The organism is Paraburkholderia sp. CI3 (assembly GCF_050436505.1).
Classification (GTDB): Bacteria; Pseudomonadota; Gammaproteobacteria; order Burkholderiales; family Burkholderiaceae; genus Paraburkholderia; species Paraburkholderia tuberum.
The window spans coordinates 2,208,069-2,222,875 of record NZ_JBNDMI010000004.1 but is presented as its reverse complement, the minus strand read 5'-3'; the positions used below and the strand labels follow the sequence as shown (position 1 = coordinate 2,222,875).

The window sequence follows — 14,807 nt, the reverse complement described above, 5'->3', positions numbered from 1 at the left end:
GCGCGGGGCTGAGCGGGCGAAAAAAAGCCGGCGCCTCGGGTTGAGACGCCGGCTTTTCGCGGGACAGCGTGGCGGGACGGTGCCCCCGCTCAGAGGCCGCCCCGGGGCCATTTACGGGGCTGCACGAACACGCGGCCCGGCGGTGAGGGTCTTATTGCGTGACACCCGGCACCGGCGGTAAGCCCTGGACCTGCATGCCCGGCTTGATGCCCTTCGCCGAGAACCAGCCCTTGGGCATTTCCAGCGCGAACACGCCGTTGTGCGTCGGGCAGTGGTTGTTGGTGGTCTCGGCCTGCATTTCGTCGATGTCGGTGATCGTGCCGTCGGCGCGCATGAATGCGATCGACAGCGGGATCAGCGTGTTCTTCATCCAGAAGCAGTGGCCCGCGTTCTCGTTGAACACGAACAGCATCCCTTCGTTCGGCGCTAGCTTCGTGCGATACATCAAGCCCTGTTCGCGGTCCGCGTCGTTGGCGGCGACGGCCGCGTCGATCACGAACATGCCAGCGGTCAGCTTGACGCGCGGAAACTCGCTCGGCTGCTTGGCGCCCGGCGGCATCTGCTGCGCCTGGGCGGGAGCCGTGGTGACGACGAACGACAGCGCCGCGAGCGGCAGTGCTACGGCAATGGCGAAACGCGCCATCGACGAGCGCATGGAAAATCGCACGGCAAGACTCCTTGCTGAAATTGACTCGCGCATGTTACGCGAGCGCGTCAAAAACAAAAAGGCAGATCGCCTTGCGGTGATCTGCCTTACAACGCCGTAAGAACGGCAATGAAGCTAGTTCTTTACTGCGTTTTTACAAGCAACTTACTCCGAAGCTGCCGAAGCTGCAGCTGCTGCCTTCTTGTGCGACTTCTTGTGAGCGTGCTTGGTGGTCTTCTTTGCCGACGAAGCTGCTGCCGGAGCTGCCGGAGCTGCTTCCGGTGCCGATGCTTGTGCGAATGCTGCCGTTGCGAAGAGGCCAGCGACCAGAGCGGCGATCAGTTTGTTCATTTTGTGAATCCTCAGCTTGAGTTAATTAACCAAATGACCCGGCATATGTAGAGTCATGTCGGTAAACGTGCCATCCACCTTTCGGTTGACAGCCGCATCGAACAAATTTTTCGACGCGTCTGCTAGCGTTCGGACTTTCGTACTCGCCGCGCGAAAACGGCGTATGCAAATGTCTTTAAGGCTGAATGCCGGATAGCTTCGGCGGCATCTGCGTCGAATAACGCGTGGAGTTGTACGGCGGTTGACGCGAATTGCGCGGATATTTTGATCGTGATGACACGCGATCAAACCGCGTGGCGCAGGCTCGCGGCGAGCCCACTTGTTTCACGCATTTCGGGCCTGCGTTTCACGCATTATTTTGCGTGCTGCTACAACGAGTTAGCTTGATTGTCACAGCCGTGAAACGGGTTTGGAGTGAGCACGTGCAGGCTGATTCGCGCGTGCGTGAGTTCGGCACGCGGTGTTGCGGCGATGAACGAACAATCGTCAAATCATGTTCAGGTGACGCCATCCCATGGCGAGTTCGTTCGCAACTCCGTGCTCTGTCCCGGTTGCAGTCCGAGTGAAAAAATGTCAAGCGCACCGATGCCGACGCGCACGAGACGCAACGTCGGAAAACCCACCGCCGCCGTCATGCGACGCACCTGACGGTTCTTGCCTTCGGTGATCGACAGCTCGATCCATGTGGTCGGGACCGCGGCGCGATAGCGGATCGGCGGCGTGCGCGCCCACAGCGAGCTGGACGGTTCAACATAGGTCGCCTGACATGGGCGTGTCACGTAGTCGCCGAGATCGACGCCGCGCGCGAGCTTTTTCAACGCGGCGTCGTCGAGCGCGCCTTCGACTTGCGCCCAATAGCGTTTGACGAGCTTGTGACGCGGCTCGGCGATGCGCGCCTGCAGCGCGCCGTCGTCGGTGAGCAGCAGCAGGCCTTCGCTATCGGAGTCGAGCCGGCCGGCCGGATAGACGCCGGGTAGCCTGACCCAGTCGGCAAGCGACGTCCGCGTCTCGTGTGGCGAAAATTGACAGATGGTGCCGAACGGCTTGTTGAGGGCGAGAAGGCGCATAGGAGAGCGATACGGCAGAGCGATACGGCGCGATGATAATGCATAAACCGGGACGCAGATTCTTCTATCTTATAGAGGAGCGTGGCGCGTTCGAGAGGCCGTCTATGTTGGAAAACCCGGAGCGAGGGGCAGCCGCGTCGCGCGTGGGACGTGGGCTAGAATAGCGGCCAGGCCGCTCGCGGCGGTTCGGCATTGCGCGGCGAGGGCGTCTCTTTCGCAGTCTCCCATCAGCTTTTGCACAGCTTTCACTGGAGTCCGATCATGCCGTATCAGCACATCAAGATTCCGACAGGTGGCGATAAGATCACCGTCAACGCCGACTTCTCGCTCAACGTTTCCGACGAGCCGATCATCCCGTACATCGAAGGCGACGGCACTGGTCTGGACATCACGCCGGTCATGCTCAAGGTCGTGGATGCGGCGGTCGAAAAGGCGTACGGCGGCAAGAAGAAAATCCACTGGATGGAAATCTACGCGGGCGAGAAGGCGACCCGGGTGTACGGCCCGGACGTATGGCTGCCGGACGAAACGCTGCAGGCGGTCAAGGAATACATCGTGTCGATCAAGGGGCCGCTCACCACGCCAGTCGGGGGCGGCATCCGCTCGCTGAACGTCGCGTTGCGCCAGGAACTGGACCTCTATGTGTGCCTGCGCCCGGTGCGATATTTGATGGGCGTGCCCTCGCCGGTGCGCGAGCCCGAGAAGACCAACATGGTGATCTTCCGCGAGAACTCGGAAGACATCTACGCGGGCATCGAATGGCCAGCTGAATCCGAACAGGCGAAGAAGATCATCAAGTTCTTGCGCGAAGAAATGGGCGTGAAGAAGATCCGCTTTCCGGATTCGTCGGGTATCGGCATCAAGCCGGTGTCGCGCGAAGGTACCGAGCGTCTGGTGCGCAAGGCGATCCAGTACGCGATCGACAATGAACGCCGCTCGGTCACGCTGGTGCACAAGGGCAACATCATGAAGTACACCGAAGGCGCGTTTCGCGACTACGGCTACGCGCTCGCGCAGAAGGAGTTCAACGCGGAACTGATCGACGGCGGTCCCTGGATGAAAGTCAGGAATCCGAAGACCGGCGGCGACGTCGTCGTGAAGGACGTGATTGCCGATGCGTTCCTGCAGCAGATCCTGCTGCGCCCGGCCGAATACGACGTGATCGCCACGCTGAACCTGAACGGCGACTACATCTCGGACGCGCTCGCCGCGCAGGTCGGCGGAATCGGAATCGCGCCGGGCGCGAACCTGTCGGATTCGGTTGCGATGTTCGAAGCGACGCACGGCACGGCGCCGAAATACGCGGGCAAGGATTACGTGAATCCCGGCTCGGAAATCCTGTCAGCGGAAATGATGCTGCGCCACCTGGGCTGGTTCGAGGCGGCGGATCTGATAATCAGCTCGATGGAAAAATCGATCCTGCAAAAGCGCGTTACTTACGATTTTGCCCGCCTGATGGAAGGCGCGACCCAGGTGTCGTGCTCGGCATTTGGGCAAGTGATGATCGAAAATATGTAATTGACGCGCCGGGATTATGCGGTTCGCATAAAAACCCCGGCGCCAGCAAACGGCCGGGGTATTTTTTTACCCGGAATTTTCGCGCGGCTTTCCGGCCGGAAAATCCGTTGCAATAGAAAGCTGCCGCAAAAAAGAAACCCGGCGCGGAGCCGGGTTTCAAAAAGGACGGGTGTCGAAACGCTTCAGGCTGGCGCCTGAATGTTCGATGCCTGTTTACCTTTCGGGCCTTGCACGACTTCGAAGGTGACCTTCTGGCCTTCCTTCAGCGTCTTGAAGCCATTCATCTGGATGGCCGAGAAGTGTGCAAACAGATCCTCGCCGCCCTCGTCGGGCGTGATGAATCCGAAACCCTTTGCGTCGTTAAACCATTTGACCGTACCAGTTGCCATTCCAACTTCCCCTGTAACTCATGTCACTACCACGAGCCCTCGAAAAGCCACGACCACGCGAAGCAGTCGTTCCCTCCTCACAAGCTCACCATCGGCATTTTTTCGAAATTATGGCTTGGTGAAAAAAGTGCCAGCTTGATTGTTGGGGCTCTTTATTCGAGTGTCAAGAAAATTTTGAGACGTCGTTGTCGCGTTGCAAACAGGCCGCTTTCCAGGGTTTTTACCGCTTCCGTATGTGCGGTGGCGCAAGCGGCGTGGCTTGAAAAGTCGCATAATCCAGTCACATGCTGACTGTGCCCGCGGCGCCGACGCCCAGCGCGGCGAGCGCTCGCAGCCAGTACCGGCAGGTTGTGCGATACTCGATCCGACCGCGGTGCAGCACGCGCCGCGCATGACAGGATCGGGGCCGGCACCGCAATCGGCCCGTCGAAAACGCGCAGGCCAGGCCGAACATGACAGCGTCGTGACCGCCGGGTGGCAGCGAACGGGCTCATCGGCCGGGCGGCCGGGTTCTGACAGGATTGCGGGCCTGTCCTAGTTGTTTAGAATGGGTGTATGGCGATTATCCCGGACAAGCAGGACGGCACCGTACTGGAGCGGCAGGAGCAGAAACTCAAGCCGCCGTCCATGTACAAGGTGGTGCTGCTGAATGACGACTTCACGCCGATGGAATTTGTCGTGATGATCGTGCAGGAATATTTCAATAAGGATCGTGAAACCGCAACGCAGGTCATGTTGAAGGTGCATCGCGAGGGCAGGGGAGTTTGTGGGGTCTATACGCGGGACATCGCGTCGACCAAAGTCGAGCAAGTCGTTACCCACGCACGGCAGGCCGGGCATCCGCTGCAGTGTGTGATGGAGGAAGCATGATTGCCCAGGAACTGGAAGTCAGCCTGCATATGGCGTTCATGGAAGCGCGCCAGGCAAGGCACGAGTTCATAACGGTCGAACATCTTTTGCTCGCGCTGTTGGATAACCCGACGGCGGCAGAGGTACTGCGCGCATGCGCGGCCAATATCGAGGATCTGCGCCAGAACCTGCGCAACTTCATTCATGACAACACGCCGACCGTGCCCGGCACGGACGACGTCGACACGCAGCCCACGCTCGGTTTCCAGCGTGTGATCCAGCGCGCGATCATGCATGTGCAGTCCACCTCGAACGGCAAGAAGGAAGTGACCGGCGCGAACGTGCTGGTCGCGATCTTCGGCGAGAAGGACTCGCATGCGGTGTACTACCTGCAGCAGCAGGGTGTCACGCGTCTGGACGTAGTCAATTTCATCTCGCACGGCATCGCCAAGACGAGCAGTTCGGACGCCGCAAAGGCGAGCGATGCGAATGCCGAGTCCGACGAAGCCGCCGCGCAGAAGGAAACGCCGCTCGCCCAGTTCACGCAGAACCTGAACCAGATGGCGAAGGACGGCCGCATCGATCCGCTGATCGGACGTGAGTCGGAAGTCGAGCGTGTGGTGCAGGTGCTGTGTCGCCGCCGCAAGAACAATCCGCTGCTGGTCGGCGAGGCCGGTGTCGGCAAGACCGCGATCGCCGAAGGGCTCGCATGGCGCATCACGCGCGGCGAAGTGCCGGACATCCTGGCCGATGCCCAGGTGTATTCGCTCGACATGGGCGCGCTGCTCGCGGGCACCAAGTATCGCGGCGACTTCGAGCAGCGTCTGAAGACGGTGCTGAAGGAACTGAAAGAGCGTCCGCACGCCATTCTCTTCATCGACGAAATCCATACGCTGATCGGCGCGGGCGCCGCGTCGGGCGGCACGCTGGACGCGTCGAACCTGCTGAAACCGGCGCTCTCGTCGGGCACGCTGAAGTGCATCGGCGCAACCACCTTCACCGAATATCGCGGCATCTTCGAAAAGGACGCGGCGCTGTCGCGTCGTTTCCAGAAGATCGACGTGACCGAGCCGACCGTCGAGCAGACGGTCGCGATCCTGCGCGGGCTGAAATCGCGCTTCGAAGAGCACCACGGCGTCAAGTATTCGTCGGGTGCGCTGTCGGCGGCTGCTGAGCTGTCGGCGCGCTTCATCACCGATCGTCATTTGCCGGACAAGGCGATCGACGTGATCGACGAAGCGGGCGCGGCGCAGCGCATTCTGCCGAAGTCGAAGCAGAAGAAGACGATCGGCAAGAACGAGATCGAGGAAATCATCTCGAAGATCGCGCGCGTGCCGGCGCAAAGCGTGTCGCAGGACGATCGCAGCAAGCTGCAGACGCTCGACCGCGATCTGAAGAGCGTCGTGTTTGGTCAAGATCCGGCTATCGACGCACTGTCGGCCGCGATCAAGATGGCGCGCGCGGGCCTCGGCAAGCTCGACAAGCCGATCGGCGCATTCCTGTTCTCGGGTCCGACCGGCGTCGGCAAGACCGAGGTCGCGAAGCAGCTCGCGTTCACGCTCGGCATCGAGCTGATCCGCTTCGACATGTCGGAGTACATGGAGCGTCACGCGGTAAGCCGGCTGATTGGCGCGCCGCCGGGCTACGTCGGTTTCGACCAGGGTGGCCTGCTGACCGAGGCGATCACGAAGAAGCCGCATTGCGTGCTGCTGCTCGATGAAATCGAAAAGGCGCATCCGGACATCTTCAACGTGCTGCTGCAGGTGATGGACCACGGCACGCTGACGGACAACAACGGGCGTAAGGCGGACTTCCGCAACGTCATCATCATCATGACGACGAACGCGGGCGCCGAGGCGATGGGCAAGTCGGTGATCGGCTTCACGAACCGCCGCGAGGCGGGCGACGAGATGGTCGATATCAAGCGCATGTTCACGCCGGAGTTCCGCAACCGTCTGGACGCGACGATCAGCTTCCGTTCGCTCGATGAGGAAATCATCATGCGCGTGGTCGACAAATTCCTGATGCAGCTGGAAGATCAGCTGCACGAGAAGAAGGTCGATGCGCTGTTCACCGATGCGCTGCGCAAGCATCTGGCGAAGCACGGTTTCGATCCGCTGATGGGCGCGCGGCCAATGCAGCGCCTGATCCAGGACACGATCCGTCGTGCGCTCGCCGACGAGCTGCTGTTCGGCAAGCTGATGAACGGCGGCCGCGTGACGGTCGACGTCGATGCCGACGACAAGGTGCAGTTGACCTTCGACGAGCATCCGGCGCCGCGCAATCCGAATCCGGAGGCGGTGGAAGTCGAGTGATGTCAGTCAGGCCGACGTTGCGTTGAGCTGGCCGGACACCAAAGGCAGAACGGCGTGGGTTTATCCCGCGCCGTTTTTTTATGCTCTGGTTTTTTCTCACGGCGTGCGCTGAAGGCGCCAGCCGCCGCGTCGCAGCAATCGATCAATGCTTGCCGGTGCTACCAAACCCGCCCGCGCCGCGCACGCTTTCCTCGAAGTCATCGACGATATTGAACCCGGCCTGCACGACGGGCACGATCACCAGTTGCGCGAGGCGTTCCATCGGATTCAGCACGAATGTCGTCTCGCCGCGATTCCACGTCGAAATCATCAGTTGGCCCTGGTAATCGGAATCGATCAGGCCGACCAGATTGCCGAGCACGATCCCATGCTTATGGCCGAGACCCGAGCGCGGCAGAATCAACGCCGCATAACCGGGGTCGCCGACGTGGATCGCGAGTCCGGTCGGCACCAGCGCGGTTTCGCCGGGTTTCAGCGTCAGCGGTTCGTCGAGGCAGGCGCGCAGATCGAGGCCGGCGCTACCGGTCGTCGCGTAAGCGGGGAGCTGTTCGCGCATGCGCTGATCGAGAATCTTCAGGTCGAGTTTCATTCAGGTTCGATAGTTGGGGGTGAGATTGGTGAAGGGGCACGCGGCTGACTGGCAACGCCTTTGCGATCAAGCCGCCTGGTTCGAGCCGAGCTGAAACGCGTCGGCGAGCAGTTCGTAGGAGCGCAAGCGCGCACGATAGCTGCCGGCGACGGTCAGCACCATCAGCTCGTCGGCCTGGAACTGCTGCTGTAAATCCGTGAGCCGTTCGGTCACGCGCTCAGGCGTGCCGATGATGCTGCGCGGCTTTTCGCGGTCGATCACGAGCTGTTCGCGCTCGCCATATTCCTGCGCGATGCCTTGCTCGATCGAGGGTATCGGTTCGTTCAGACCATACGCCATCTGCACGCGACGCAGATCGACGGCTTTTTCGAGGTCCGCGACTTCCTGCTCGGTATCCGCGCAGATCACGAAGACCGCGGCCGCCAGGTACGGCCGCGACGCGTCGTTGCCAGGCTGGAAGCGCTCGCGATACGCCAGCGCGACCTGTTTGCCGAAATGCGCGTTGATGAAATGCGCGAACGAAAAGCGGATGCCGAGCTGCGCCGCGAGCAAACCGCCGAAGTCGCTCGAGCCGAGCATCCACAGCTGCGGGCGCGTATCGATCTGCGGCTGCAGCAGCACGCCCTGCGCGAGATGATCGTCGGGCAGCGCGCGGTGCATGAGGCCGAGCAGCTCGGCGACCTGCTGCGGAAAATGCTCGCCGCGATTGTAAGCGCCGGCGGCGACCGCCTGCGCGGTGCGCATGTCGCCGCCCGGCGCGCGTCCGACGCCGAGATCGACGCGATTCGGAAACAGCGCCTCGAGCATCATGAACTGCTCGGCGACCTTGAACGGGCTGTAGTACGGCAGCATGATGCCGCCCGAGCCGATGCGAATGCGTTTGGTCACGCTGCCGAGGCGCGCCAGCATCACTTCAGGGCAGGGATTCGACACGCCGCGCAGGCCGTGGTGCTCGGCGCACCAGTAGCGCGTGTAGCCGAGGTCGTCGGCGAGTTGCGCGAGTTCGACGGTCGCGGCGATCGCGTCCGCCACCGAATGGCCGGCGATCACCGGTGTTTGATCGAGCACGGAGAGTAGCGTCATGGCAGTAGTGCTCCAGGTGATTCCGGTCGGCTAACCGCGCAAAGATGGCAGGGCCACACGGGCCCACGGCCGCTCGCTCGTTCAGCCAACCGGACTGATGCCGGCCGGCAGACGCTTCGCGATTTCCGCGATCAGCGCGCGCGCCAGCGTCTGCTTGTCGGCGCGTGGCAGCTTCGTCGCGCGGCCTGCTTCGAACAGAATCACTTCGTTGTCGTCGAGCCCGAACGTTTGCGGCCCCAGATTGCCGATCAGCAGCGGCACGTTCTTGCGGGCGCGCTTTTCCTCGCCGTGGACTTCGAGGTTGTCGCTTTCGGCGGCGAAGCCGACCGCGAACGGCGGCTTCGGCAGCCCGGCGACCGCGGCGAGGATGTCTGGATTCTCGACGAATGAAAAGCTCGGCAGCGCGTGCTCGGCGGTCTTCTTGATCTTCTGACCGCTGACGTGGTCGACGCGCCAGTCGGCCACCGCCGCGACGCCGATGAAAATGTCCGCCTCCGCGACCGCGCGCATCACCGCGTCGTGCATCTGCTGCGCGGTCTGCACATCCTCGCGCAAGACGCCCCACGGCGTTTCCAGCGCGACCGGACCGGCCACCAGATGCACATCGGCGCCGGCCTGCTGCGCGGCGCGCGCGAGCGCGAAGCCCATCTTGCCGCTCGAACGATTGGTAATGCCGCGCACCGGGTCGAGCGGTTCGAAGGTCGGCCCGGCGGTCAGCAGCACGCGCCGGCCGGACAGGATTTTCGGCGCGAAGAACGACGCGACCGCCTCGTAGGTCGCGGCCGCTTCGAGCATGCGCCCATCGCCGATTTCGCCGCAGGCCTGCGGGCCCGAATCGGGGCCGAGCACCTCGACGCCGTCCGCGCGCAGTTGCGCGACGTTGCGTTGCGTGGCCGGGTTCTGCCACATCTGCCGGTTCATCGCCGGCACGACGAGCAGCGGGCAGTCGCGTGCGATGCACAGCGTCGACAGCAGATCGTCGGCCATGCCGTGCGCGAGCTTGGCGAGGAAGTCGGTCGACGCCGGCGCGATCACGATCGCATCGGCTTCGCGCGATAGATCGATGTGCGCCATGTTGTTCGGCACGCGACCGTCCCACTGGCTCGTGAAGACCGGCCGCCCCGACAGCGCCTGCATCGTGACGGGGGTGATGAACTGGGTGGCCGCTTCGGTCATGACGACCTGCACGGTCGCGCCTGCCTTGGTCAGCAGACGCGTGAGTTCGGCGATCTTGTAGCAGGCGATGCCGCCCGTCATGCCGAGGACGAGGTGTTTGCCTGCGAGTTCTGCGGTTGCCAACGAAAGCCTCCGACAAAGCGTGATCGCGCGGCGGCGCGAGGGCGTTGCCCGTCGTCGCCGCGCGCTTCAAACCGGACCTGAGGCACGGCTCGCGCAGCCGCGACCGTGCATCACGTCGGCGACGTTAGCGTGTGCCGCGTACCCGCCGCAGCTCGTCGATCACGAGCAGGATCGCGCCGATCGTGATCGCGCTGTCGGCGAGATTGAACGCCGGCCAGTGCCAGCCGCCCACGTGGAAATCGAGGAAGTCGATCACGTGGCCGTACGCGAGCCGGTCGATCACATTGCCGAGCGCGCCGCCGAGAATCAGCGCGAGCGCCGCGCAGAACATTTTCTGCCCGCTATGCCGCTTGAGCAGATAGCAGATCACGAGCGCCGCGACCACGCCGAGCGCGGTGAATGCCCAGCGCTGCCAGCCGCCCGCCATCGCGAGGAAGCTGAACGCGGCGCCGCGGTTGAACACGAGAATCAGGTTGAAGAACGGCGTGACCTCGTGCGGCACACCGTAGGCGAAGACCTTGCGCACGGCGATTTTCGTCAGCTGGTCGAACAGGATGACGATCAGCGCGATGCCGAGCCAGGGTGCGAGCGAACTGCTTCCGGTGCGCGTTTTCGACATGGTTCTCGCCATTATGCCGCGCTCCTCGATTCGCCACTGCCGAACAGGTTGCTGAAGCAGCGGCCGCACAGCGACGGATGCTCGGCGTTCGCGCCGACGTCCGCGCGGTAGTGCCAGCAGCGCTCGCACTTCAGGTACTTCGACGCGATCACTTCGACGCCTTCATCGGCTTCGCTGTCGACCTTGACGACGTTCGCCGCCGACGTGATCAGCACGAACTTCAGGTCGTCGCCGAGGCTCGCGAGTGCGTCGTAACGCGCGCCGCTCGCGCGGATTTCGACTTCCGCCTGCAGCGACGAGCCGATCAGGTTCGCGACCCGCGCCTCTTCGAGCGCCTTGGTCACGTCGCCGCGCACCGCGCGCAGCAGCGTCCACTTGTCGAGCAGCGCGCCCGCGTCCGGCACGGCCGGGTACGCGTGGTACGTCTCGGTGAAGATCGTCTCGCTATTGGGCTGGAACACCTTCCACGCTTCTTCCGCGGTGAACGACAGGAACGGGGCCATCACGCGCAGCAGCCCGTGCGCGATGTGGTAGAGCGCGGTCTGCGCCGAGCGGCGGGCGACCGAATCCGCCGCGGTCGTGTAGAGGCGGTCCTTCAGCACGTCGAGGTAGAAGCCGCCCAGGTCTTCCGAGCAGAACGTCTGCAACTTGGCGACGACAGGGTGGAACTCGTACTTCTCGTAGTGCGCGAGGATGTCGTTCTGCAGATTCGCCGACAGCGTCACCGCGTAACGGTCGATTTCGAGCCAGTCTTCGACCGGACGCGCGTGCTGCGCGAAGTCGAAGTCCGACAGGTTCGCGAGCAGGAAGCGCAGCGTATTGCGGATGCGGCGATAGCCTTCCGTCACGCGCTTCAGGATTTCCTCGGAGATCGCGAGCTCGCCCGAGTAGTCGGTCGACGCGATCCACAGGCGGATGATTTCCGCGCCGAGGCGGTTTGCGACTTCATGCGGATCGATGCCGTTGCCGAGCGACTTGCTCATCTTGCGGCCTTCGCCGTCGACGGTGAAGCCGTGCGTGAGCAGCGCGTTGTAGGGCGGGCGGCCGTCGAGCATCGACGCGGTCAACAGCGACGAATGGAACCAGCCGCGATGCTGGTCCGAGCCTTCGAGGTACAGGTCGGCCGGAAACTGCAGCTCGTCCTTGTGCGAGCCGCGCAGCACGTGCCAGTGCGTGGTGCCCGAATCGAACCACACGTCGAGCGTGTCGCGGTTCTTTTCGTACAGGTTGGCGTCCTCGCCGATCAGCTCTCGCGGATCGACCGTCTGCCATGCCTCGATGCCTTCCTCCTCGACGCGCTGCGCGACCTGTTCGAGCAACTCCAGCGTGCGCGGATGCAGCTCGCCGGTTTCCTTGTGCACGAAGAACGCCATCGGCACGCCCCACTGGCGCTGCCGCGACAGCGTCCAGTCCGGGCGGTTCGCGATCATGCTGAAGAGGCGCTGCTTGCCCCACGACGGATAGAACGCCGTGTTCTCGATGCCTTCGAGTGCGGTCTCGCGCAGCGTCTTGTCGCCGTCGTTGGGCTTCACGTCCATGCCGGCGAACCACTGCGAAGTGGCGCGGTAGATGATCGGCGTCTTGTGGCGCCAGCAGTGCATATAGCTGTGCGTGTACTTCTCGGTGCGCAGCAGCGAGCCGGCGCCTTGCAGCGCCTCGACGATCTGCGGATTGGCAGCCCAGATCGACAGGCCGCCGAACAGCGCGAGCGATTCGATGTAGCGGCCGTCGCCCATCACCGGGTTGATGATGTCCGAGTCGGCCATGCCGTGCGCCTTGCACGACACGAAGTCTTCCACGCCGTACGCCGGCGACGAGTGCACGACGCCGGTGCCGGTTTCGGTCGTCACGTAGTCGCCGAGGTAGACCGGCGCGGTGCGCTTGTAGCCCGGATGCGCGGACGCGAGCGGGTGGTTGAAGCGCAGGTTCACGAGCTTTTCGCCCGGCGTCGTCGCGACGACCGTGCCTTCGAGGCCGTACAGCTTCAGGCACGCCTCGACGCGTTCCTCAGCGAGGATCAGCAGGCCGCGCGGCGTGTCGACGAGCGCGTAGACGAGTTCCGGATGCAGGTTCAGCGCCTGGTTGGCGGGGATGGTCCACGGCGTAGTGGTCCAGATCACGATGCCGCCTTCGTTGCGCGGCAGCGCGGCGAGGCCGAACGCCTGCGCGGTCTTCTCTGGTTCGGCGAAGCTGAACAGCACATCGATGGTCGGATCGGTCTTGTCCTTGTACTCGACTTCCGCTTCGGCGAGCGCCGAGCCGCAGTCGAAACACCAGTTGACCGGCTTCAGGCCGCGGAATACGTAGCCTTTTTCCATGATTTTCGCGAGCGCGCGGATTTCGCCGGCTTCATTCGCGAAGTTCATCGTCTTGTACGGATTGTCCCAGTCGCCGAGCACGCCCAGACGGCGGAAGCCCGCCTTCTGCTTCTCGATCTGCTCGGTCGCGTAGGCGCGCGCCTTCTGCATCACTTCGGCCGCCGGCAGCGACTTGCCGAACTGCTTTTCGATCTGGATTTCGATCGGCATGCCGTGACAGTCCCAGCCTGGCACGTAGACCGCGTCGAAGCCCGCCAGATTGCGCGCCTTGACGATCATGTCCTTCAGGATTTTGTTCACCGCGTGACCGAGGTGGATGTCGCCGTTCGCATACGGCGGGCCGTCGTGCAGGATGAACTTCGTGCGGCCCCTGGAGGCGGCGCGGATCTTGTCGTACACCTTGCGTTCCTGCCAGTCCTTGACCCATTGCGGCTCGCGCTTGGGCAGGTCGCCGCGCATCGGGAACGGTGTGTCGAGCAGGTTGACCGGGTAGCGGGACTGCGGTTTCGAATCAGCTTTCTTGTTGCTCATGATGTGGGTGGCGGTGAATTCGTTTCTATGCGTAGCGGCGCGCGGATTGCGCGCTGCGCGAGGAGCGTGGGACGCGCCCGGCAGGCGGCTCCGCGTGAAGCCCGGACGCCCTTCGATGCGCGCGGCGACGGTTCGTGCGGCGCGCCGCGCCGGCCCGAACCGCGGTGGTTATCTAATTCGGTCGGTGGCCGAGGTGGCGAAACCGGTGGAACGGCTGCCCGGCGTGCCGGCGCCGACCGCAGCGAACCATGCGCGCGCATTGGCGACGTCGCGCGCGATCGCGGCGGTCAGCGTTTCGAGATCGACGAACTTCTCCTCGTCGCGCAGCTTCTTCAGAAATTCGACGCGCACGAGTTTGCCATACGCGTCGCCGTGCCAATCGAGCAGGTGCACTTCGAGCAGCACACGGCCGGAATCGTCGACGGTGGGGCGCAGGCCGAGGCTCGCGACGGCCGGCAGCGGTTGCTCGGCGATGCCATGCACCTGTACGACGAAGATGCCGGCCAGTGCCGGACGCTTGTGCGCGATCGGCAGATTGAGCGTCGGAAAGCCGAGATCGCGGCCGAGCTTCATGCCATGGGTGACGTGGCCGCTGATCAGATAGTCGCGGCCGAGCGCTGCGCGCGCCGAGTCGAGGTCGCCCGCGACCAGCGCCGCGCGCACGCCCGAGCTCGAGATGCGCGCGCCCGACGGATCGGCGACCGTCGCCATCTGTTCGACTTCGAAACCGTACTGCTTGCCGGCCGTCCGCAGCGACGCGAAATCGCCGGCGCGCTTCGCGCCGTAGCGGAAGTCGTCGCCGATCATGATCCAGCGCGCGTGCAAGCCGTTGACGATGATCCGCTCGACGAACGCATCTGGCGACTGGCTCGCGAACGTGTGATTGAAGTGCTCGACGACGACCCGGTCGACCCCGTTGGTGCGCAGCGCCTCGAGCTTGTCACGCAGCATCGCGATGCGCGGCGGCGCGCCGGCCGGGTTGAAGAACTCGCGCGGGTGCGGCTCGAAGGTCATCACGCAGACGGGCAGGCCACGCGCGTTCGCGGCCGCGCGGACGTGGGCGAGCAGAGCCTGGTGGCCGCGGTGGACACCGTCGAAGTTGCCCATGGTCAGCGCGCACGGCGCGCGGCTCTCGGCATTGGGAAGGCCGCGGAAGACTCTCACGATAGTGGGTTGCAGGCGTTGCTGCGATTGCAATAGGGGCGCGGGCGGGGTGCCACAAAACAATCGATT

The 14,807-nt window shown here is 63.6% G+C and carries 13 protein-coding genes; 3 read left to right on the top strand and 10 right to left on the bottom strand.

All coding sequences use genetic code 11. From position 1 onward, the window contains the following. Window positions 1–151: 151 nt before the first annotated feature. The 3 genes from OKW29_RS31645 to OKW29_RS31635 all read right to left on the bottom strand — a co-directional run bounded on the left by OKW29_RS31645 (window position 152) and on the right by OKW29_RS31635 (window position 2,064). Window positions 152–667, bottom strand: a complete 516-nt coding sequence (locus tag OKW29_RS31645) for a DUF192 domain-containing protein (protein WP_184072659.1) — start codon at window positions 665–667, stop codon at window positions 152–154. A 144-nt stretch (window positions 668–811) separates the two neighbouring features. Next, window positions 812–997 carry a hypothetical protein gene (locus tag OKW29_RS31640; protein WP_090801582.1) on the bottom strand — a complete coding sequence of 62 codons (186 nt, stop codon included), beginning with the start codon at window positions 995–997 and terminating at the stop codon, window positions 812–814. A gap of 497 nt (window positions 998–1,494) precedes the next feature. Further along, window positions 1,495–2,064 carry a pseudouridine synthase gene (locus OKW29_RS31635; protein WP_429293803.1) on the bottom strand — a complete coding sequence of 190 codons (570 nt, stop codon included), beginning with the start codon at window positions 2,062–2,064 and terminating at the stop codon, window positions 1,495–1,497. Between the two features lie 261 nt (window positions 2,065–2,325). Here OKW29_RS31635 and icd point away from each other — a divergent pair, with 261 nt between their 5' ends. Further along, the gene (gene icd / locus OKW29_RS31630; protein ID WP_429293802.1) at window positions 2,326–3,582 is read left to right on the top strand and encodes an NADP-dependent isocitrate dehydrogenase; all 1,257 of its coding nucleotides are present in this window, start codon (window positions 2,326–2,328) and stop codon (window positions 3,580–3,582) included. A 182-nt stretch (window positions 3,583–3,764) separates the two neighbouring features. Here icd and OKW29_RS31625 read toward each other — a convergent pair whose 3' ends face one another. Further along, window positions 3,765–3,971, bottom strand: coding sequence for a cold-shock protein (locus tag OKW29_RS31625; protein WP_007180614.1), 207 nt, complete (start codon window positions 3,969–3,971; stop codon window positions 3,765–3,767). A gap of 555 nt (window positions 3,972–4,526) precedes the next feature. Between OKW29_RS31625 and clpS the strand changes: the two genes are divergently transcribed. Then, entirely contained in the window at window positions 4,527–4,841 is a 315-nt protein-coding gene (gene clpS / locus OKW29_RS31620) for an ATP-dependent Clp protease adapter ClpS (protein WP_008919570.1), read from the top strand. Further along, a complete protein-coding gene (gene clpA / locus OKW29_RS31615; protein WP_090801577.1) occupies window positions 4,838–7,135 on the top strand; it encodes an ATP-dependent Clp protease ATP-binding subunit ClpA in 2,298 nt (765 codons plus the stop codon). The genes clpS and clpA overlap by 4 nt, the downstream gene beginning before the upstream one ends. 142 nt (window positions 7,136–7,277) lie before the next feature. On the opposite strand, the gene dut is transcribed toward clpA, so the two are convergent. From dut to OKW29_RS31585, 6 genes are all read right to left on the bottom strand, one after another. Next, window positions 7,278–7,724, bottom strand: a complete 447-nt coding sequence (gene dut, locus OKW29_RS31610) for a dUTP diphosphatase (RefSeq protein ID WP_018421593.1) — start codon at window positions 7,722–7,724, stop codon at window positions 7,278–7,280. Between the two features lie 66 nt (window positions 7,725–7,790). Next, window positions 7,791–8,807, bottom strand: a complete 1,017-nt coding sequence (locus OKW29_RS31605) for an LLM class flavin-dependent oxidoreductase (RefSeq protein WP_429293801.1) — start codon at window positions 8,805–8,807, stop codon at window positions 7,791–7,793. Window positions 8,808–8,888: 81 nt separating this feature from the next. Beyond that, window positions 8,889–10,106: a bifunctional phosphopantothenoylcysteine decarboxylase/phosphopantothenate--cysteine ligase CoaBC gene (gene coaBC, locus OKW29_RS31600; RefSeq protein WP_429293800.1), complete on the bottom strand. Its 1,218-nt coding sequence runs from the start codon at window positions 10,104–10,106 to the stop codon at window positions 8,889–8,891. 124 nt (window positions 10,107–10,230) lie between these two features. Beyond that, window positions 10,231–10,737 carry a signal peptidase II gene (lspA, locus tag OKW29_RS31595; RefSeq protein ID WP_429293799.1) on the bottom strand — a complete coding sequence of 169 codons (507 nt, stop codon included), beginning with the start codon at window positions 10,735–10,737 and terminating at the stop codon, window positions 10,231–10,233. Beyond that, window positions 10,737–13,574 carry an isoleucine--tRNA ligase gene (gene ileS, locus OKW29_RS31590; RefSeq protein ID WP_429293798.1) on the bottom strand — a complete coding sequence of 946 codons (2,838 nt, stop codon included), beginning with the start codon at window positions 13,572–13,574 and terminating at the stop codon, window positions 10,737–10,739. The genes lspA and ileS overlap by 1 nt, the downstream gene beginning before the upstream one ends. A gap of 168 nt (window positions 13,575–13,742) precedes the next feature. Next, window positions 13,743–14,738 (bottom strand): bifunctional riboflavin kinase/FAD synthetase, encoded by a 996-nt coding sequence (locus OKW29_RS31585; protein WP_429293797.1) that lies wholly within the window; start codon window positions 14,736–14,738, stop codon window positions 13,743–13,745. Window positions 14,739–14,807 lie beyond the last annotated feature (69 nt).

What these genes read in the sequence shown, in the direction of transcription:
- OKW29_RS31605 (WP_429293801.1), bottom strand. Translation starts at nt 8,807, where the DNA reads ATGACGCTACTCTCCGTGCTCGATCAAACACCGGTGATCGCCGGCCAT.
- clpS (WP_008919570.1), top strand. Translation starts at nt 4,527, where the DNA reads ATGGCGATTATCCCGGACAAGCAGGACGGCACCGTACTGGAGCGGCAG.
- dut (WP_018421593.1), bottom strand. Translation starts at nt 7,724, where the DNA reads ATGAAACTCGACCTGAAGATTCTCGATCAGCGCATGCGCGAACAGCTC.
- OKW29_RS31625 (WP_007180614.1), bottom strand. Translation starts at nt 3,971, where the DNA reads ATGGCAACTGGTACGGTCAAATGGTTTAACGACGCAAAGGGTTTCGGA.
- clpA (WP_090801577.1), top strand. Translation starts at nt 4,838, where the DNA reads ATGATTGCCCAGGAACTGGAAGTCAGCCTGCATATGGCGTTCATGGAA.
- OKW29_RS31635 (WP_429293803.1), bottom strand. Translation starts at nt 2,064, where the DNA reads ATGCGCCTTCTCGCCCTCAACAAGCCGTTCGGCACCATCTGTCAATTT.
- icd (WP_429293802.1), top strand. Translation starts at nt 2,326, where the DNA reads ATGCCGTATCAGCACATCAAGATTCCGACAGGTGGCGATAAGATCACC.
- lspA (WP_429293799.1), bottom strand. Translation starts at nt 10,737, where the DNA reads ATGGCGAGAACCATGTCGAAAACGCGCACCGGAAGCAGTTCGCTCGCA.
- OKW29_RS31640 (WP_090801582.1), bottom strand. Translation starts at nt 997, where the DNA reads ATGAACAAACTGATCGCCGCTCTGGTCGCTGGCCTCTTCGCAACGGCA.
- ileS (WP_429293798.1), bottom strand. Translation starts at nt 13,574, where the DNA reads ATGAGCAACAAGAAAGCTGATTCGAAACCGCAGTCCCGCTACCCGGTC.